16 protein-coding genes and 4 tRNA genes are annotated in these 17,284 nt (G+C 62.8%); 19 read left to right on the forward strand and 1 reads right to left on the reverse strand.

What is annotated here, in order from left to right:
• The first annotated feature begins 58 nt into the window (after positions 1-58).
• From uvrB to LW136_RS06230, 7 genes are all read left to right on the forward strand, one after another.
• Entirely contained in the window at positions 59-2,074 is a 2,016-nt protein-coding gene (gene uvrB, locus LW136_RS06200) for an excinuclease ABC subunit UvrB (protein WP_041013219.1), read from the forward strand.
• 154 nt (positions 2,075-2,228) lie between these two features.
• Entirely contained in the window at positions 2,229-3,710 is a 1,482-nt protein-coding gene (gltX, locus tag LW136_RS06205; protein WP_041013220.1) for a glutamate--tRNA ligase, read from the forward strand.
• A gap of 166 nt (positions 3,711-3,876) precedes the next feature.
• Positions 3,877-3,952, forward strand: a tRNA-Ala gene (locus LW136_RS06210).
• Positions 3,953-4,026: 74 nt separating this feature from the next.
• Positions 4,027-4,102 (forward strand) — tRNA-Glu (locus LW136_RS06215).
• A gap of 45 nt (positions 4,103-4,147) precedes the next feature.
• Positions 4,148-4,223, forward strand: a tRNA-Ala gene (locus LW136_RS06220).
• 45 nt (positions 4,224-4,268) lie between these two features.
• Positions 4,269-4,344, forward strand: a tRNA-Glu gene (locus LW136_RS06225).
• A 191-nt stretch (positions 4,345-4,535) separates the two neighbouring features.
• Complete coding sequence (locus tag LW136_RS06230) at positions 4,536-4,985, forward strand: acyl-CoA thioesterase (RefSeq protein WP_041013221.1); 450 nt, start codon at positions 4,536-4,538, stop codon at positions 4,983-4,985.
• 13 nt (positions 4,986-4,998) lie between these two features.
• On the opposite strand, the gene LW136_RS06235 is transcribed toward LW136_RS06230, so the two are convergent.
• On the reverse strand, positions 4,999-5,253 hold the full coding sequence (locus LW136_RS06235) for a hypothetical protein (RefSeq protein ID WP_041013222.1): 255 nt from the start codon (positions 5,251-5,253) through the stop codon (positions 4,999-5,001).
• Between the two features lie 98 nt (positions 5,254-5,351).
• On the opposite strand from LW136_RS06235, the gene dinB reads away from it, so the two are divergent.
• The 12 genes from dinB to LW136_RS06295 all read left to right on the forward strand — a co-directional run bounded on the left by dinB (position 5,352) and on the right by LW136_RS06295 (position 17,265).
• On the forward strand, positions 5,352-6,416 hold the full coding sequence (gene dinB, locus LW136_RS06240; protein ID WP_041013223.1) for a DNA polymerase IV: 1,065 nt from the start codon (positions 5,352-5,354) through the stop codon (positions 6,414-6,416).
• 330 nt (positions 6,417-6,746) lie between these two features.
• Positions 6,747-7,667: a type IV pilus biogenesis protein PilM gene (locus LW136_RS06245; protein WP_041013224.1), complete on the forward strand. Its 921-nt coding sequence runs from the start codon at positions 6,747-6,749 to the stop codon at positions 7,665-7,667.
• Positions 7,667-8,272 (forward strand): PilN domain-containing protein, encoded by a 606-nt coding sequence (locus LW136_RS06250; protein WP_041013225.1) that lies wholly within the window; start codon positions 7,667-7,669, stop codon positions 8,270-8,272. Before LW136_RS06245 ends, LW136_RS06250 begins: the two co-directional genes overlap by 1 nt.
• Positions 8,265-8,942, forward strand: a complete 678-nt coding sequence (gspM, locus tag LW136_RS06255) for a type II secretion system protein GspM (RefSeq protein WP_041013226.1) — start codon at positions 8,265-8,267, stop codon at positions 8,940-8,942. The genes LW136_RS06250 and gspM overlap by 8 nt, the downstream gene beginning before the upstream one ends.
• A 19-nt stretch (positions 8,943-8,961) precedes the next feature.
• Positions 8,962-9,261: a Type II secretory pathway component gene (locus LW136_RS06260; RefSeq protein ID WP_234174759.1), complete on the forward strand. Its 300-nt coding sequence runs from the start codon at positions 8,962-8,964 to the stop codon at positions 9,259-9,261.
• The gene (mshL, locus tag LW136_RS06265) at positions 9,258-10,859 is read left to right on the forward strand and encodes a pilus (MSHA type) biogenesis protein MshL (protein ID WP_234174760.1); all 1,602 of its coding nucleotides are present in this window, start codon (positions 9,258-9,260) and stop codon (positions 10,857-10,859) included. The genes LW136_RS06260 and mshL overlap by 4 nt, the downstream gene beginning before the upstream one ends.
• Positions 10,860-10,867: 8 nt before the next feature.
• Entirely contained in the window at positions 10,868-11,797 is a 930-nt protein-coding gene (locus tag LW136_RS06270; protein WP_041013228.1) for an ExeA family protein, read from the forward strand.
• Positions 11,794-13,158, forward strand: a complete 1,365-nt coding sequence (locus tag LW136_RS06275) for a tetratricopeptide repeat protein (RefSeq protein ID WP_234174761.1) — start codon at positions 11,794-11,796, stop codon at positions 13,156-13,158. The genes LW136_RS06270 and LW136_RS06275 overlap by 4 nt, the downstream gene beginning before the upstream one ends.
• Entirely contained in the window at positions 13,155-14,879 is a 1,725-nt protein-coding gene (locus LW136_RS06280; protein WP_041013230.1) for a GspE/PulE family protein, read from the forward strand. The genes LW136_RS06275 and LW136_RS06280 overlap by 4 nt, the downstream gene beginning before the upstream one ends.
• A gap of 81 nt (positions 14,880-14,960) precedes the next feature.
• On the forward strand, positions 14,961-16,199 hold the full coding sequence (locus LW136_RS06285) for a type II secretion system F family protein (protein WP_003299190.1): 1,239 nt from the start codon (positions 14,961-14,963) through the stop codon (positions 16,197-16,199).
• Positions 16,200-16,243: 44 nt separating this feature from the next.
• Complete coding sequence (locus LW136_RS06290; RefSeq protein WP_042927815.1) at positions 16,244-16,768, forward strand: prepilin-type N-terminal cleavage/methylation domain-containing protein; 525 nt, start codon at positions 16,244-16,246, stop codon at positions 16,766-16,768.
• 20 nt (positions 16,769-16,788) lie between these two features.
• Positions 16,789-17,265: a type II secretion system protein gene (locus LW136_RS06295; protein ID WP_041013231.1), complete on the forward strand. Its 477-nt coding sequence runs from the start codon at positions 16,789-16,791 to the stop codon at positions 17,263-17,265.
• Positions 17,266-17,284 lie beyond the last annotated feature (19 nt).

A 17,284-nucleotide genomic window follows, 5' to 3' on the forward strand; every position in this document is an offset into this window, starting at 1 on the left:
TGGATGGCTGTTCGAAAGTTCGGCTGCCAAGCTCGCACATGTTACCTAGAGAGGCGAAATGTCCAAGTTCGAACTGGTCACCCGTTTCAAGCCGGCCGGCGATCAACCGGAGGCCATTCGGCAGATGATCGAAGGCATCGAGGCGGGGTTGTCGCACCAGACGCTGCTGGGCGTTACGGGCTCGGGCAAGACCTTCAGCGTCGCCAACGTCATCGCCCATGTGCAGCGGCCTACGCTGGTGCTGGCGCCGAACAAGACGCTGGCCGCGCAGCTCTATGGTGAGTTCAAGGCGTTCTTCCCGAACAATGCGGTCGAGTATTTCGTTTCCTACTACGACTACTATCAGCCGGAAGCCTATGTGCCGTCGTCGGACACCTTCATCGAGAAGGATGCATCGATCAACGATCACATCGAGCAGATGCGTCTGTCGGCAACCAAGGCGCTGCTGGAGCGCCCGGATGCGATCATCGTCACCACTGTGTCGTGCATCTACGGTCTGGGTGATCCGCAGTCATACCTGAAGATGGTCCTGCACGTCGATCGTGGTGATCGGCTCGATCAGCGCGAGCTGCTGCGCCGGCTGACTGGCCTGCAGTACACCCGCAACGACATGGATTTCGCTCGTGCGACCTTCCGTGTGCGCGGCGACGTGATCGACATCTTCCCGGCGGAATCGGATCTCGAAGCGGTGCGCATCGAGCTGTTCGATGACGAGGTGGAGAGCCTGTCGGCCTTCGATCCGCTGACCGGGGAGGTGATCCGCAAGCTGCCGCGATTCACCTTCTATCCCAAGAGCCACTACGTAACGCCGCGGGAAACCCTGCTCGACGCGATAGAGAAGATCAAGGACGAGCTGCGCGAGCGGCTCGATTACCTGCGCAGTCAGAACAAGCTGGTGGAGGCGCAGCGGCTCGAGCAGCGCACGCGTTTCGATCTGGAAATGATCATGGAGCTGGGTTACTGCAACGGCATCGAAAACTACTCGCGCTATCTGTCCGGGCGCGATGCCGGCGAGCCGCCACCGACGCTGTTCGACTACCTGCCGGCCGACGCGCTGCTGGTGATCGACGAGTCCCACGTTTCTGTGCCGCAGGTCGGCGCGATGTACAAGGGCGACCGCTCGCGCAAGGAAACCCTGGTGGAGTATGGCTTCCGTCTGCCATCGGCGCTGGATAACCGGCCGATGCGCTTCGACGAATGGGAGGCGATCTGCCCGCAGACCATCTTCGTCTCCGCGACGCCCGGACCTTACGAGGCCGAACATGCTGGCCGCGTGGTGGAGCAGGTTGTGCGTCCGACGGGGCTGGTCGATCCGCAGATTGAGGTGCGTCCGGCGCTGACGCAGGTCGACGACCTGCTGTCGGAGATTCGCAAGTGCGTGGTCAAGGAGGAGCGGGTGCTGGTCACCACGCTGACCAAGCGCATGGCCGAGGACTTGACCGACTACCTGAGTGATCACGATGTGCGCGTGCGCTACCTGCATTCGGACATCGATACCGTGGAACGGGTCGAGATCATCCGCGACCTGCGGTTGGGCACTTTCGATGTGCTGGTGGGCATCAACCTGCTGCGCGAAGGCCTGGATATGCCTGAGGTGTCGCTGGTGGCGATCCTCGATGCGGACAAGGAAGGCTTCCTGCGTTCAGAGCGCTCGCTGATCCAGACCATCGGCCGCGCGGCGCGCAATCTCAACGGTCGCGCGATTTTGTATGCCGACAACATCACCGGGTCCATGCAGCGCGCCATGGACGAAACCGAGCGGCGGCGCAACAAGCAGATTGCCTTCAACGAGGCCAACGGCATCGTGCCCAAGGGCGTGAAGAAGGACGTGCAGGACATCCTCGAAGGCGCAACCGTACCGGGCTCGCGCAGCAAGAAGCGGCGTGGCGAGGCGAAAGCGGCGGAGGAGAGTGCGCGTTACGAGAACGAACTGCGTTCGCCGAGCGAGATCACCAAGCGGATTCGTCAGCTGGAAGAGAAGATGCTGAGTCTGGCGCGCGATCTGGAGTTCGAGGCGGCCGCCGAGGCGCGCGACGAGATTCACAAGCTGCGCGAGCGCTTGTTGCAGGTCTAGCAAGCTATTCTGGCGGATCGACCGTTTCGGCCTGTCCCAGAGCGTCTCCTTCGGGACGCTCTCGCTCTGCTTCCCGGTGTTCGGCTGGAGCCGGCTGCGCAGCGCCTGCTAACATTCGTCCCTTTCCGTATGTCCCTACCGTCCGAGAGCACTCATGACCACGGTTCGCACCCGCATCGCGCCATCTCCGACCGGCGATCCCCACGTCGGTACTGCCTACATCGCGCTGTTCAACCTGTGCTTCGCCCGACAGCACGGTGGCCAGTTCATCTTGCGCATCGAGGATACCGATCAGGTGCGCTCGACCCGTGAATCCGAGCAGCAGATCTACGATGCGCTGCGCTGGCTGGGCATCGAATGGGACGAGGGTCCGGACGTTGGCGGTCCGCATGGCCCGTACCGGCAGAGCGAGCGCGGCGAGATCTACAAGAAGTACTCGGACGAGCTGGTCAGCAAGGGTCATGCGTTCCCGTGCTTCTGCAGCAGCGAGCGCCTGGATCAGGTGCGTGCCGAGCAGATGGCGAACAAGGAAACGCCGCGTTATGACGGCCATTGCATGCACCTCGATCCGGCCGAAGCTCAGCGTCGCATCGCTGCTGGTGAATCCCATGTAATTCGGATGAAGGTGCCGAGCGAAGGCGTGTGTCAGGTCAACGACATGCTGCGCGGCACCGTCGAGATCGGCTGGGACCGCATGGACATGCAGGTGCTGATGAAGGCCGATGGCCTGCCGACCTACTTCCTCGCCAACGTGGTCGATGACCACCTGATGGGCATCACTCATGTGCTGCGTGGCGAAGAGTGGCTGCCGTCGGCGCCCAAGCTGATCAAGCTGTACGAGTACTTCGGCTGGGAGCAGCCGCAGCTGTGCTACATGCCGCTGCTGCGCAATCCCGACAAGAGCAAGCTCTCCAAGCGCAAGAATCCGACTTCGGTGACCTTCTACGAGCGCATGGGTTTCCTGCCACAGGCGATGCTCAACTACCTCGGGCGCATGGGTTGGTCGATGCCTGACGAGCGCGAGAAATTCACGCTGAACGAGATGATCGAGCACTTCGACATCAATCGCGTATCGCTCGGCGGACCGATCTTCGATCTGGAGAAGCTTTCCTGGCTGAACGGCCAGTGGCTGCGGGAACTGCCGGTCGAACAGTTCGCTGCCGAAGTGCAGAAGTGGGCATTCAATCCGCAGTACATGATGCAGATCGCGCCGCACGTGCAGCAGCGCGTGGAAACCTTCAGCCAGATTGCGCCATTGGCTGGCTTCTTCTTCTCCGGTGCATTGCCGCTCGACCTCGCATTGTTCGCGCACAAGAAGCTCGATGCGACGCAGGTGCGCCAGGTTATGCAGCTGATTCTGTGGAAGTTGGAAGCACTGCGCCAGTGGGAAAAGGAGCGCATCACCGCGTGCATCACCCAGGTGGCGGAACATCTAGGCTTCAAGCTGCGCGATGTGATGCCGCTGATGTTCGCCGCCATCACCGGGCAGGCCAGTTCGGTATCGGTACTCGACGCGATGGAGATTCTCGGCCCGGATCTGACGCGCTTCCGCCTGCGCAACGCACTCGAGTTGCTCGGTGGCGCGTCGAAGAAGGAAGCCAAGGAGTGGGAGAAGCTCGCGGCGTCGATTGTCTGAGTGCGGGGCAGGGGCGGTGCTTGTGACCAGCATCGCCCCGAGGTGGTGGCGTTACCATTCGTCGGTGGTAAGTAGTTGTTCCTAATGCCAAAAAAACTTCGGCCCGTTGGAAATTGTTGTTGACACTACTTGGGGGCGCCCCTAATATGCGCCCCGTCCTCGAGATGGGGCTATAGCTCAGCTGGGAGAGCGCTTGCATGGCATGCAAGAGGTCGACGGTTCGATCCCGTCTAGCTCCACCAATCTCGAAGAGCAGAATTTGCCACCAGCTTGTATTTGCCGCATAAGCGATACAGGTTGCGCTTGAAGGGTTTGCGTCCCCTTCGTCTAGTGGCCTAGGACACCGCCCTTTCACGGCGGTAACAGGGGTTCGAGTCCCCTAGGGGACGCCATTATTAAGCGATGTTCGACATCGCGCGTCGAGAGACGATAAATCCGGGGCTATAGCTCAGCTGGGAGAGCGCTTGCATGGCATGCAAGAGGTCGACGGTTCGATCCCGTCTAGCTCCACCAATCACGGCTTGTCGATTGATTGTTCGGCAGGTTTGCGAAGGTTTCGTCCCCTTCGTCTAGTGGCCTAGGACACCGCCCTTTCACGGCGGTAACAGGGGTTCGAGTCCCCTAGGGGACGCCATTTTTATTGCCCGTTTTGGGCTTCAAGGGGTCATCTTTCATGAGATGGCCCTTTTTGTTTTGCGTGGTCGAAAAGTCGTTTTAGCCGCACTGCGCTGAATGCCTTGTCATTGCTCGCAGCAACAGGCGTGACTCGTCGCGGCGGCTGCGGTTTCATAGGTCATCGCAAACGGCCAACGAGGCTTGCAACGAATGAGCTGGGATCAGGCGGACGCGTTTACCATCGACCTGCAGGTGCAGTCCGAGCATATCGACGAGCTGGGCCATGCCAACAATGCGGTCTATGTAACCTGGCTTGAGCGGTGTGCCTGGCAGCATTCGCAGAGTCTGGGATTGGGCATCGACGACTACCGTCGCCTCGATCGGGCCATGGCAGTGCTGCGGCACGAGATCGATTATCTGGCCGCGGCCTACGAAGGCGATCTGCTGCAGTTGGTAACCTGGATTTCCGAATCCGATCAGCGTTTGAAGATGAAACGTAATTTCCAGCTGATCCGACCGGCCGACGGCGCTACGCTGCTGCGCGCGCAGACGACTTTCGTTTGCATCGAGCTCTCCAGCGGGAAACCCAAGCGCATGCCGCCTGAGTTCATCGACGGCTACGGCAAAGCGCTGGTGCAGCCGTACCCGCTGGAGCTTTGACGAAGCTGGTTGCTCAGCCGCGCTGCTCGGGCTTCATGACGTCGCTCTCGCGGCGCTTCTCGGCATCCTCGCGCCAGTCCTCCTGGATTTCCTCTTTCATCTTCGGGTCGGCGCCGTCATCTTCGTTCTCGCGAACCATTCCCTCGCCTTTCTTTTCCTGCTGGATATTGGTGCCTTGCGGCTGAGTGTTCATCATGTCCTGGTCGGCCAGCGCAACCGCGGAAAACAAGCTGCCCAGTGCGATGATGCCTGCGTACAAGATTTTCATCTGAACCTCCGGCTGTCGGGTGATAAAGGACTTACCATCTCAATAACCGACCTGCTGCGCTGAAGATTCGTTCACTCCTGCCCGGTGCCCCGTTTTCCGTGAGTCAGTCCACCCTTCGCAAGATCATCCATATTGATTGCGACTGCTTTTACGCCGCGATCGAGATGCGCGACGACCCCAGTCTGGCTCGGCGGCCGATCGCAGTTGGCGGCGCTGCGGATCGGCGCGGGGTCATTGCCACGTGCAACTACGAGGCGCGTGCATATGGTGTTCGCTCGGCCATGGCGTCCGGGCACGCACTGAAGTTGTGTCCTGATCTGCTGATCCTGCGGCCCCGCATGGATGCCTACCGGGAGGCTTCGCGTGAGATCCATAACATCTTTCGCACCTACACCGAGCAGATCGAGCCGCTGTCGCTGGACGAGGCTTATCTGGACGTCACTGCCTGCGAGCATTTTTCCGGTAGCGCCACGCGTATTGCCGAGGACATCCGGCGTCGGGTCTGGCAGCAGCTGCGCATCACTGTGTCGGCGGGTGTTGCTCCGAACAAGTTTCTCGCCAAGATCGCCAGCGAATGGAATAAGCCCGACGGCCTGTTCGTCATTACCCCGACACAGGTCGACGATTTCGTACAGGCGCTGGAGGTCAAGCGGCTGCATGGTGTTGGTCGCGTCACCGCTGAGAAGCTCGGCCGGCTCGGCATCCGCACCTGTAGCGACTTACGCGAGTGGCGCAAACTGGATCTGGTGCGCGAGTTCGGCGCGTTCGGTGAGCGGCTCTGGGGGCTGGCGCGCGGCGTCGATGAGCGGTCGGTGCAGGTGGAGAGTCGGCGCCAGTCGGTGAGCGTCGAGCAGACCTACGACAAGGATCTGCCGGACCTGGCGGCGTGCCTGGAGCGTCTGCCGGAGCTGCTGCAGCAGTTGGCTACCCGCATGGCGCGCCTGGACAACGGCTATCGGCCCGGCAAGCCCTTCGTAAAGCTCAAGTTCCATGACTTCACCCAGACCACGATGGAGCAGGCTGGCGCCGGACTCGAAATCGACGACTACGCCGATCTGCTCGCCATCGCCTTCTCCCGTGGTGCGCGGCCGGTTCGGTTGATTGGCGTAGGCGTGCGGTTGGTCGATCTGCGCGGTGGTTTCGAGCAGCTCACTCTGTTCTAAGAGCGCCAGTTTCCTTTTCCTGCATCCATCGCGTGCTCATTCCGCTGACTACCGTTCGTCAGGTGCGTAGTTTGTGATGCCCTCGTGCGACGAAAGGGCTTAAGCCGATATAGCGCCAGCTTATTAATTAACCCAGAATGCGCGCGATACTTGACGTCCTTAGATTGACGCTTTTCTGGTGCGCGATTGATTTACGACAATATTTGGACGCACCCATCGGATATTGTTAGAGTCACGCCAGATGGCAATATGCTATCTATTTGACGCCCTCAATATCGATTCTCTGCTTTCTGGCAGTTGAGCACCGACGTCTTGGCGAGGGAGCCAGTGGTGGGTCTGTTTTCCAAAACCAAGAAATCAAAACCAGCCGGCATGCTCGGCATCGAGGCTGGTCCGCAAGGCATCGCATTGGCGCAGGTCGTTCGGGCGGCTGGTGCACGGCCGATGCTGCCGTACTGCGAACACCTGGAAGGCAGTGCCGACGCACAGGCAGCGCTGCTGGAAAAAACCGTAAGCGAGCGGGCCTTGCAGGGCCTGCCGGCAAACGTGCTGCTACATCCTTCCGAATACCAGATGTTTCTTCTCGAAGCGCCTGAAGTGCCGCCGCAGGAATTGCGTGACGCCATGCGCTGGCGCATCAAGGACATGATCAGCCAGCCGCTGGACGATGTGGTGATCGACTGTTTCGCACTGCCCGAGGACGCCTATCGCGGGCGCACGCGCATGGTCTATTGCGCCGTTCTCGAGAAAACCCGGATGCAGCATTACGCCCAGCTCGTGCGTCAGGCCGGTCTGCACATGGCGAGCATCGACATCACCGAGATGGCGTTTCGCAACCTGGGCTCGCTCGCCGGCGCCGAAGGCATGAATCTCGCACTGCTGCGCCTGCGCACCAGCGAAGGCCTGATCTGCATCCAGAACGGCGCCGACCTTTACATGGCGCGGCGTATAGAGCAGGGGCTGGCCCGTGCCGCCCAGGATTTGAGCAGTACGACACTGGAGATCCAGCGCTCGCTTGACTACTTCGAGAGCCAACTCGGCAAGGGCTATATCAATCGCTTGATGTTGCTGCCCATGAAACAGGATGGCGAGCGCGCCTATCAGGGGCTGGCCAGTGGCCTGGCGGTGAACCTGCAACGCCTCGACCTGCGCGAGCTCTTCCCCGGCCAGCCGGGTGCCGAGATGTCCGAAGCGCAGCAGGCGTTCTGCATTGGCGCCGTCGGCGCCGCCCTGCGTCAGGACGCCGTCTGATGCAGAACGTCAATCTCTATCAGCGCGAACGTCGTCAGCAGGGTGGCCCGCGTCCGCGGCAACTGCTGCTTGGCGCATGTGTACTGGCGCTTGCCCTGGCGTCGCATGCTGCCTGGCAGGGCTGGAACCTCAAGCAGCGCGCCTCGGACCGTCAGTTGGCCGAGGCGCAGGCGGTTTCTGCAGAGGCGCAGCTGGCCGCCTTCAAGGCCAACTACCGGGAACCGACGCTGGATACCCGGCTGCCTGCGCAACTGGCGGAGCGGGAAGCGGAGAACCGCCAGCTGCAACGTCTCGCAACGCATCTGCGCGCGCTCGATGGCCAGCTGCGTAGCGGCTTCGCGCCAGTGCTGACGGCCCTGGCCGATCGGCACCCGCCGCGCGGGCTCTGGCTGACCCGCATCCGCCTGCAGGCTGGCGGCAGCGACATGCTGTTGCGCGGGTTGAGCCAGGATCAGGAACTACTTCCGCTTTATCTGGAAAGCCTCGGGCGCAGCAAGACGTTGCAGGGTCGCGAGTTCGGCAGCTTCGATCTGCAGCGCGACGAGAGTGGCCTGCTGGCGTTCCGCCTGGCATCCCGTGCGGCGGAGGAGGGCGACGATGAATAGCGCCATGCAAACCCTGCGGCAGCGCTGGCAGGCGTTGGCACCGCGCGAACAGTGGCTGAGCGTGCTGGTCGGCGCTTCCCTGCTGGGCATGCTTTATCTACTGCTGGTAGCTGAGCCGCTCGCCGAGCGCATCGTCCAGCAGGACAGCCAGCTGCGTCTCGCCGAAGCCCGTCAGCTGGAGGCGAACAATGCGTTGCTCGAGCTTCAGGCCAAGCTCGCAGCCGACCCCAATCGTCCTTATCGCGACGCACTCGATATTGCACGCACCAGCCGCGAACAGATTCTGCGCAGCATCGACGAGGAGACCCGCTCACTGGTTTCACCTGCACGCATGAAAGCGCTGCTGCAGGACCTGCTGCGCCGGCAGCCTCATCTGCAGATGGTCGCGCTGCAGAGCTTCAGCGCGCCGCTGGAGTTGCCGGCCAGCGCGACGGATGCGGCGAAGGATGCGTCGCCAGCGGCGGTCAGCTTCTACCGGCACGGCCTGCGTCTGACCCTGCAAGGCGGCTACTTCGACCTGCTCGATTACCTGCAGGCGGTGCAGAACAGTGGCTGGCGTCTGCATTGGGACAGCCTGGACTATCACATCGATGAGGCCGGGCCGGACAAGGCGCGGATCACGCTGGAACTGCATACCTTGAGTCGCGAAGCGGGGTGGGTTGGTGTCTGATTTTTCTCGTGCGTTCTGCTTGTTCCTTTTGCTGCCCGCTTCGGCCTACGCGCTCGATCCCACCCGCCCGCCCGCGGCGTTCGTGACCGCTGCAGCGGAGCGCCAGGCACCGGCGACGCTGCACCTGCAAGCCATTTTCCGTGGTGCACAGAGCGCCCGGGCGGTGCTCAACGGCCAATCGCTGAGAGTCGGCGACATCCTGGCCGATGCCCGAGTCCTGGCCATCAACACGAATTCCGTCCTGATCGAGCGCGACGGTCAGCAGCAGACGCTGCGTCTGGTTGCCCCGATCATTACTCCGAGCCAAGTCCGACCATGATGCCGACCCTTTTTCCACGTCTCGGCTTGCTGAGCCTGTTCTGCCTGCTGGCCGCCTGCCAGACATTCGAGGACGGCGACAAGCGCCTCTACGAGCAGAGCAACCGTATGTTCGAAGAAAGCCTGCAGCAGACCCAGGCCAAAGCGCTGCCGCCGCCGTCGGTACAGGCTGCGCTGATTCCGCCGCTGAGTGTCGACGGCAGCTCGGCTGTCAGTGGCCCGCGCTTCGATGTGGTCGCCAACGACATGCCGGCCCGCGAATTCTTCCTCAGCCTGATGGACAACGCCGGGCAGAACCTGCTGGTACACCCGGCGGTGACCGGCAACATAACCTTCAGCCTGCGCAACGTGACGCTGGAAGAAGTCCTCGCGGCGGTGCGCGACAGCTACGGCTACGACTATCGCCGCACCAGCTATGGCTACCAGATCCAGGCCAATACCGCAGTCACTCGCACCTATGACCTGAACTACCTCAACCTGCAGCGACAGGGCATGACCGATACCCGGGTCAGCTCCGGTCAAGTCACCACCAGCGACAACACCGACACCGGCGCAGGCGGAACCACGACCAACTCGACCTCCAGCACCGTCAACGCCAGTCAGCTGCTGACCAGCAGCAGCGTCGACTTCTGGAGTGAAGTGCGCGAAGTCGTGGCGATGATGATCGGCAGCGAGGCGGACAACAGCGTGGTGGTCAACCCTCAGGCCGGACTGCTGGTGGTTCGAGCATCCAGTGCCGACCAGCAGAACGTCGAGCGCTTCCTGCAGCAGGCGCAGCGCAACCTGCAGCGGCAGGTGATTCTGGAAACCAAGATTCTCGAAGTGAGCCTGTCCGACGGCTTCCAGTCCGGGATCAACTGGGCGCAGCTGGGTTCCATGGGCAACGCCGACTTCGCGCTGGGTGTACAGGGCGATACGCTGGATGGCGTCAACAATGTCGGTGGCGTGTTCAGCGCTGCGGTCAGCGTCGGCGACTTCAGCGGCGTGCTGCAGCTGCTGGAAACCCAGGGCGATGTGCGGGTGCTTTCCAGCCCGCGGATTTCCACTCTCAACAACCAGAAGGCCGTGATCAAGGTCGGCACCGACGAGTTCTTCGTCACCGACGTTTCGACCACCACCACCTCGCTGGCGGGCGGCACCACCGCGCCCGATCTGGACATCACCCTGACTCCGTTCTTCTCCGGTATCTCGCTGGACGTCACTCCGCAGATCGACGAGAACGACCAGGTCACGCTGCACGTCCGTCCGACCGTCAGCCGCGTTCAGGATCAGAACAAGAGTATCCAGCTGGGCGGTTCCGACAACGTCTTCAACCTGCCGCTGGCGCTGTCCACCACGCGCCAGTCGGATTCCATCGTGCGCGCGCGCAGCGGCCAGGTTGTGGTCATCGGTGGCCTGCTGGAAAACCGCAACAGCAACAACGACGCCAATATTCCCTGGGCCTCCAAGCTGCCCATCGTCGGCAGCCTGTTCCAGCAGCAACGCAAATCGCTCGAGCAGACCGAGCTGGTCATCCTGGTGCGCCCGCAGGTGATCGACGATCAGGTCTGGCTCGACGAGCTGCGCCGCAGCGCCGATTCGTTCCGGCAGGTCAGGTAAGCATCGGTATGTACGAAGCATTCTTCGGCCTGCAGGAAAAGCCATTCGCATTGACGCCGAATACCGGCTTCATGGTTCGCCTGCCGCCTTACCAGGCCTGCCTGAACCTGCTGCGCGTGGCTCTGGCCGAAGGCGAGGGCTTCATCAAGGTGACCGGCGAAGTGGGCACCGGCAAGACCCTGCTCTGCCGCGCGCTGCTCAAGCAACTGGATGCCGAACACTACCAGCTCGCCTGGCTGCCGAATCCGGCGCTCGGACCCATGGCGCTGCGCCAGGCGCTGGCCCATGAGCTGCATGTGCCGCGGGTCGAGCAACTGGACAATCACGGGTTGCTGACGGCACTGCATCGCCGGCTGATCGAGCTGGCCGGCCAGGGCAAGAGCACCGTGCTGTTGATCGATGAGGCGCAGGCGCTGCCACCGGCCACGCTGGAGGCCCTGCGACTATTGACCAATCTGGAAACCGAGCAGCGCAAGCTGCTACAGGTGGTGCTGTTCGGCCAGCCTGAGCTGGACGCTACGCTGGCCAGCGAGAATTTCCGGCAATTGCGCCAGCGCATCACGTTCTCCTATCGCCTGCGCCCGCTGGATGTCAGCGATACCAGGCGCTACCTGCATGAACGCCTGGCGGTTGCCGGTTATCAAGGTGAACCGCTGTTCAAGCCGGCCGCGATTCGCCTGCTGGTCAAGGGCAGCGGTGGCATCCCGCGGTTGCTCAACATCCTGGCCAACAAGTGCCTGATGGCGGCGTTTGGCGAAGGCCAGCGACGGGTCGGCCGCCGCCACGTACGCCGTGCCCTGGCCGATACCGAGGGTGCGCGACCGTTCCTGCGTGCAGCCCTTCCGTTGCGTTGGGCATTGCTGGCGGGTGCGGCAACCCTGAGCCTGCTGCTGAGTGCATTGCCATGGCTGTCGCAGCTGGCCGAGGTGCGGCCATGAGCCTGGTCAACGACATGCTGCGCGATCTCGAAGCGCGCGGCGCGGCATCCGGCGGTCAGAGCCCATTCCTCGACATGCAGGCCGTCGATGAAACAGCCGCAACGCGGCGTCAGCGATCGGCACGGCTGCGGCGCTGGTTGTTGCCGCTGGCTATCGGAGCGTTGGTCGTCGCGGCATCGGTGGTGCTGTTCGAACGTTTCGCGCAAGCCCCCGCTGTGCAGGAGTTACCTGCTGCCGCTCCGGTGGTCGCTGCGGTGCCTGCAACTCAGCTCCTCGACGTCTTGCCGCAGCAAGACGGTGGCCGTTTCGTGCTGCAGTTGCTGCTGGATCGCTCGATCAGCTATCAGCGCACCGACGAAGGCGGCGCGATCAGTCTGCGCCTGCCGGATGTGACGCTCGCCGGTGGCCCGCGAAACGGCCGCGTGGAGAGCAATGGCCTAAGCCTGTCCTGGCGAGTGGAACAGCAGGGCGACCAGGTGCAGGTGCTGCTGCTCGGCATGACCGATCGCCTCGACGTGCGTGATTGGCTAGAGCCGGCCGCTGGCCATGCGCAGCTCTGGCTGGAAGTCCACATGGATGGCGCACCAGTGGCCGTTCCTGAGGACCTGGAGCTGCCTTTTGCCGAGCCGGCATTGGACGAAGCGAGCCTGCCGGACTGGGTCACCCGCACGGCGCCTGACGCACAGGCCGCGCCGGTTATCGCGCCGGATGTGCAACCGGTCGCCGAGCCAGCCCCAGCCCCGGTTGCCAGACCCCAGGTTGCCACCAAACCCACCGTGCAGATCGGCAGTCATCGACCGGACCCGCTGGCCCAGGCGCGCGATGCGCTGCAACAGCAGACCTTCCCCCGTGCCATCGAGCTGCTGCAGGCGCTCCATGCCGCACAGCCGGACAACGTCGAGGCGGCCCGCTGGTTGGCTCGTGCTTACCTGGCGGCTGGACAGATCGAGCCATTGCTCGAGTGGCTGCCGGCCCGGCTGCAGAGCCGGCCGTTCGATGCCGAGCTGCGTATGCTGCTAGCCCGTGGCCAGCTGCAGAGCGGCGACAAGCAAACCGCGCTCGCCACCCTGGTGCAGAACGCGCCGTCGCTGGCGAGCGATCCGGGCTATCACGCACTGCTGGCGGCTCTGCAACAGCAGGTTGGCGACTGGACGGGCAGCGCTGCGGTTTATCGCCAGCTGGTCGCTTTCCAGCCGCAGCAGGCGGCCTGGCAGCTGGGCTTGGCCATCGCGCTGGAACAGATCGATCAACCCGCCCGGGCGGCGCGCCACTACCGTCTGGCCGCGCAAGGGCAGGGGCTCGATGACAACTCGCGGCGCTTCGCCGCCGAACGTGCCGGCGTACTCGGAGGTGCCCGATGACCGCGCAAGACATGCGCCAGCGCAAGATTCGTCTCGGCGATCTGCTGGTCCAGGCCGGCCTGATCAGCGAGGCGCAGCTGCAGCAGGCGCTGCAGGACCAGAAGCGCACCGGCTCCAAGCTCGGGCGCACGGTACTCGACCTCGGCTTCATCGACGAAGGCCGCCTGCTGCGTGCGCTGTCCGAGCAGCTGCAGATTCCCTTCGTCGAACTCAAGCACTACAAGTTCGACAACCAGCTGACCCAGAGCCTGCCCGAGGCAGTCGCCCGGCGCTTCCGGGTCATCGTGCTGTCCCGCCAGGGCGATGGTTTGCTGGTGGGCATGACCGACCCGCTGGACATCTTCGCCCAGGACGAGATCGAGCGCCTGCTGGGCAAGCGCGTCCACCCGGCGGTGGTGCGGGAAAGCGAGCTGCTCGGCGCGCTGGACCAGCTTTACCGCCGTACCAGTGAGATCGCCTCGCTGGCCGGCGAGCTGGAAGGTGAGCTGCAGGAAAGCGACTTCGACCTCTCGCGCCTCGGCGAAAGCAACAGCGATGCGCCGGTGGTGCGCCTGCTGCAGACGCTGTTCGAGGACGCCGTGCAAATGAAGGCTTCGGACATTCACATCGAACCGGACGAAGGCGTGGTGCGGATTCGCCAGCGTATCGACGGTGTGCTCAACGAACAGGTGATGAAGGAACACCGTGTGGCTTCGGCGCTGGTCATGCGTCTGAAGATCATGTCCGGCCTGGATATCTCGGAAAAGCGCCTGCCGCAGGACGGCCGTTTCAACATCCGCGTGAAGAACCGCAACCTCGATGTGCGGGTTTCCACCATGCCGGTGCAGTTCGGCGAATCGGTGGTCATGCGTCTGCTCGACCAGAGCGGCGCCATGTTCAAGCTCGAAGGCACCGGCATGCCGCCGGCGATGCTCGAGCGCTTCCGGCGCCTGCTGCAGCGTCCGCACGGCATGGTGCTGGTCACCGGCCCGACCGGCTCGGGCAAGACCACCACGCTCTATGCCGGGCTCTCCGAACTGAACAGCCCGGAGAAGAAGATCATCACCGTCGAGGACCCGGTGGAGTACCGCCTGCCGCGGGTCAACCAAGTGCAGGTCAACGCCAAGATCGAGTTGACCTTCGCCCGCGTGCTGCGCGCCGCCTTGCGTCAGGACCCGGACATCGTCCTGGTCGGTGAGATCCGTGATCAGGAAACCGCCGAGATCGGCCTGCGCGCCGCACTGACCGGCCACCTCGTACTCTCGACGCTGCACACAAACGATGCCCTGACCTCGTCCATGCGCCTGATCGACATGGGCGTCGAGCCTTTCCTCGTCGCCACCGCGCTGAATGCGGTGCTGGCCCAGCGTCTGATACGCCGCGTGTGCGAAAACTGCATGGAGGACGATCAGCCCGATCCTCGGCAACTGGCCTGGCTGGAGGCGCTGCACGGCGGCTCGCTGCGCGACAACCGCTTCAAGCGCGGCAGTGGTTGCCATCAATGCCACAACAGTGGCTATGCCGGCCGTGTCGGTGTGTACGAGCTGCTGGAACTGGACGAGCCGATGATCGCCGCCCTGCGCCGCGGCGACCCGCAAGGCTTCGCCGAGGCCGCGCGCCAGCAGGCGCACTATCGACCACTGGCGGCTTGCGCGCTGGATTACGCCATCGCCGGCGTCACCAGTATCGAAGAGGTGCTGAAGGTCTGCGCCACCCTTGCGGACGATGAGGTGATCGCGTGATCGCCGCTAGTCTCCTGCCTATCGCGGCCGTAGGCGCCAGCGCCACGGGCGCCGTCCGGTCGCTTCGCGGGGAGCCTGCCGATGCCTAGCTTCCGCTATACCGGCCGCGATATGCGCGGCGCACGGGTCAGCGGCGCGCTCGATGGCGCCAGCGCTGACGCCGTGGCCAGCGAGCTGGTGTCGCGCCAGATCACCCCGCTGACCATCGATGCGGAGCGTGCCCAGGCCGATAGCGTCGACGTGTTTGCCGTGCTGCGCGAAAAGCTGCGGCGTAAACGTGTTGATCTGGACGAACTGATCATCTTCAGCCGCCAGATGTACAGCCTGAACAAGGCCGGCGTGCCGATCATTCGCGCCATCGGCGGTCTGGCCGAGTCCAATCGCAACCTGTATTTCCGCGGCATCCTGCAGGACGTGCGCGCCAGCCTCGAAAGTGGCCAGTCCATGGCGGTGGCGCTGAATGCGCATCCCAAGGTGTTCAACAATCTGTTTGTCAGTATGGTCAGCGTCGGCGAGAACACCGGCCAGCTCGATCAGGCGTTCAAGCAGCTGTCTGCCTATCTCGAGCTGGAGCGCGAGACCCGCAAGCGCATCAAGCAGGCCACGCGTTATCCGATCTTCGTGCTGGTGGCCATGGGGGTGGCGCTGGGTGTCATCAACCTCCTGGTGATCCCGGCGTTCGCCAAGGTCTTCGCCCAGTTCCACGCGCAACTGCCGTGGGCCACGCGCGTGCTGATTGGTACCTCCAACTTCATGCGCGACTATTGGTGGCTGTTGCTGCTGGGCATCGTTGGCGGGCTTTACGCGTTCTTCAAGTGGATCGAAACCGACGCAGGGCGCTTGCGCTGGGACCGCATCAAGCTGCGCCTGCCCATCGTCGGCGGCATCTTCGAACGCATCGCCCTGGCGCGCTTCACCCGCACCTTCGCGATGATGTATCGCGCCGGCGTGCCGCTGCTGCAGACCCTCTCGATCAACAGCGCCAGCGTCGGCAACCAGCATATCGGCCAGGCGATTCTCGGCATTCGCGAAAGCGTCGAACGCGGCGAAGCGCTGACCCGTTCGGCTCACAACTCCGGTCTGTTCACCCCGTTGGTACTGCAGATGATGGCCGTCGGCGAAGAAACCGGCGCGCTGGATGACCTGTTCATCGAAGTCGCCGACTTCTACGAGCAGGAGGTGGACTATGACCTCAAGCAGCTGGCTGATGCCATCGAGCCGATTCTTATCGTGGCCATGGGCGTGATGGTGCTGATTCTTGCGCTCGGCGTGTTTCTGCCGATGTGGGAACTGGGTAGCGCGGCGCAAGGGAGGGGTTGATGGACATACGAATCGCGACATTTCACATGAGCCACGGAGGCACGATGCAACGACACAAGGGTTTCACCATGATCGAGCTGGTCGTGGTCATCGCCATCCTCGGTATCTTGGCCGCGGTCGCCTTGCCACACTTCATCGACTCGGCCAAGGACGCCCACCGCGCCAGCGTGCGCAGCGCTGGTGGTGCGCTGACGTCGGCCGTCTCGCTGGTGCGCGGCCAGTACGAACTGAATCGCGGCGGCGGCAGCAATGCCTGCCTGGCAGGAAATTGCCAGATTAACGTACAGGGCTACGGCAACGGCGCGATGGATGTGAATGCCAACGGCTGGCCCGTAGGCACCGAACGCAGCGGCACTCCGCTCGCCAACACCAGCATGTCCGCCGATGAATGCCGCAACCTCTGGAGTAACCTGCTGCAGGCGTCCTCGCAGAGCCTGACCGGCACCAATCCGGCATTCACCGCCACGGCCAACGGCACCCGCTGCCTGTTCACCTACAACCTCGATGGCGGCGACGACGTCATCGAATACAACGCCAATACCGGCGAAGTCTTCGTCAACTTCAACTGAGTCAACAAGGAGCGACAACTATGAAGAAGCAACAGAGCGGTTTCACCATGATTGAGTTGATTATGGTGATTGTTATTTTGGGGATTCTGGCGGCGTTTGCTTTGCCGAAGTTTGCGGATTTTGGAAGCGATGCTCGGGCGGCGTCTATTAACGGCGCGCTTGGCTCAGCTAAATCTGCATCCGCGATTGTGCACTCTGCGGTGCTTGCTAAAGGTGTTACGGCAGGTACCAGCGGGGCGGCTGATTACATCACGTTGGAGGGCAAGCAGATCACGGTGGCTAATGGTTACCCCACTGCCGATGCGGCAGGCATTCTTGCAGCTGCAGGACTGGAAAATGATTTTAATATCACCTCAGGGACGGTCGTTCAGAAAGGAACGCCTGCCAGCATAACTACCTGTGGCTTCGTGTACACCGCAGCAGCTGCTAACGGGGCGCCAAGCTTTTCTGCAGTAAGTGGCGGTGCGCTTCCCGTGACTGGCGCCAACTGTCAGTAATGAACTTCTGAATATGCCC

It is taken from the genome of Stutzerimonas kunmingensis (genome assembly GCF_021432085.1).
GTDB lineage: Bacteria > Pseudomonadota > Gammaproteobacteria > Pseudomonadales > Pseudomonadaceae > Stutzerimonas.

Coding starts and splice junctions, on each gene's coding strand:
- uvrB (WP_041013219.1), top strand. CDS start 59: ATGTCCAAGTTCGAACTGGTCACCCGTTTCAAGCCGGCCGGCGATCAA.
- gltX (WP_041013220.1), top strand. CDS start 2,229: ATGACCACGGTTCGCACCCGCATCGCGCCATCTCCGACCGGCGATCCC.
- LW136_RS06230 (WP_041013221.1), top strand. CDS start 4,536: ATGAGCTGGGATCAGGCGGACGCGTTTACCATCGACCTGCAGGTGCAG.
- LW136_RS06235 (WP_041013222.1), bottom strand. CDS start 5,253: ATGAAAATCTTGTACGCAGGCATCATCGCACTGGGCAGCTTGTTTTCC.
- LW136_RS06250 (WP_041013225.1), top strand. CDS start 7,667: ATGCAGAACGTCAATCTCTATCAGCGCGAACGTCGTCAGCAGGGTGGC.
- gspM (WP_041013226.1), top strand. CDS start 8,265: ATGAATAGCGCCATGCAAACCCTGCGGCAGCGCTGGCAGGCGTTGGCA.
- mshL (WP_234174760.1), top strand. CDS start 9,258: ATGATGCCGACCCTTTTTCCACGTCTCGGCTTGCTGAGCCTGTTCTGC.
- LW136_RS06270 (WP_041013228.1), top strand. CDS start 10,868: ATGTACGAAGCATTCTTCGGCCTGCAGGAAAAGCCATTCGCATTGACG.
- LW136_RS06275 (WP_234174761.1), top strand. CDS start 11,794: ATGAGCCTGGTCAACGACATGCTGCGCGATCTCGAAGCGCGCGGCGCG.
- LW136_RS06280 (WP_041013230.1), top strand. CDS start 13,155: ATGACCGCGCAAGACATGCGCCAGCGCAAGATTCGTCTCGGCGATCTG.
- LW136_RS06285 (WP_003299190.1), top strand. CDS start 14,961: ATGCCTAGCTTCCGCTATACCGGCCGCGATATGCGCGGCGCACGGGTC.
- LW136_RS06290 (WP_042927815.1), top strand. CDS start 16,244: ATGCAACGACACAAGGGTTTCACCATGATCGAGCTGGTCGTGGTCATC.
- LW136_RS06295 (WP_041013231.1), top strand. CDS start 16,789: ATGAAGAAGCAACAGAGCGGTTTCACCATGATTGAGTTGATTATGGTG.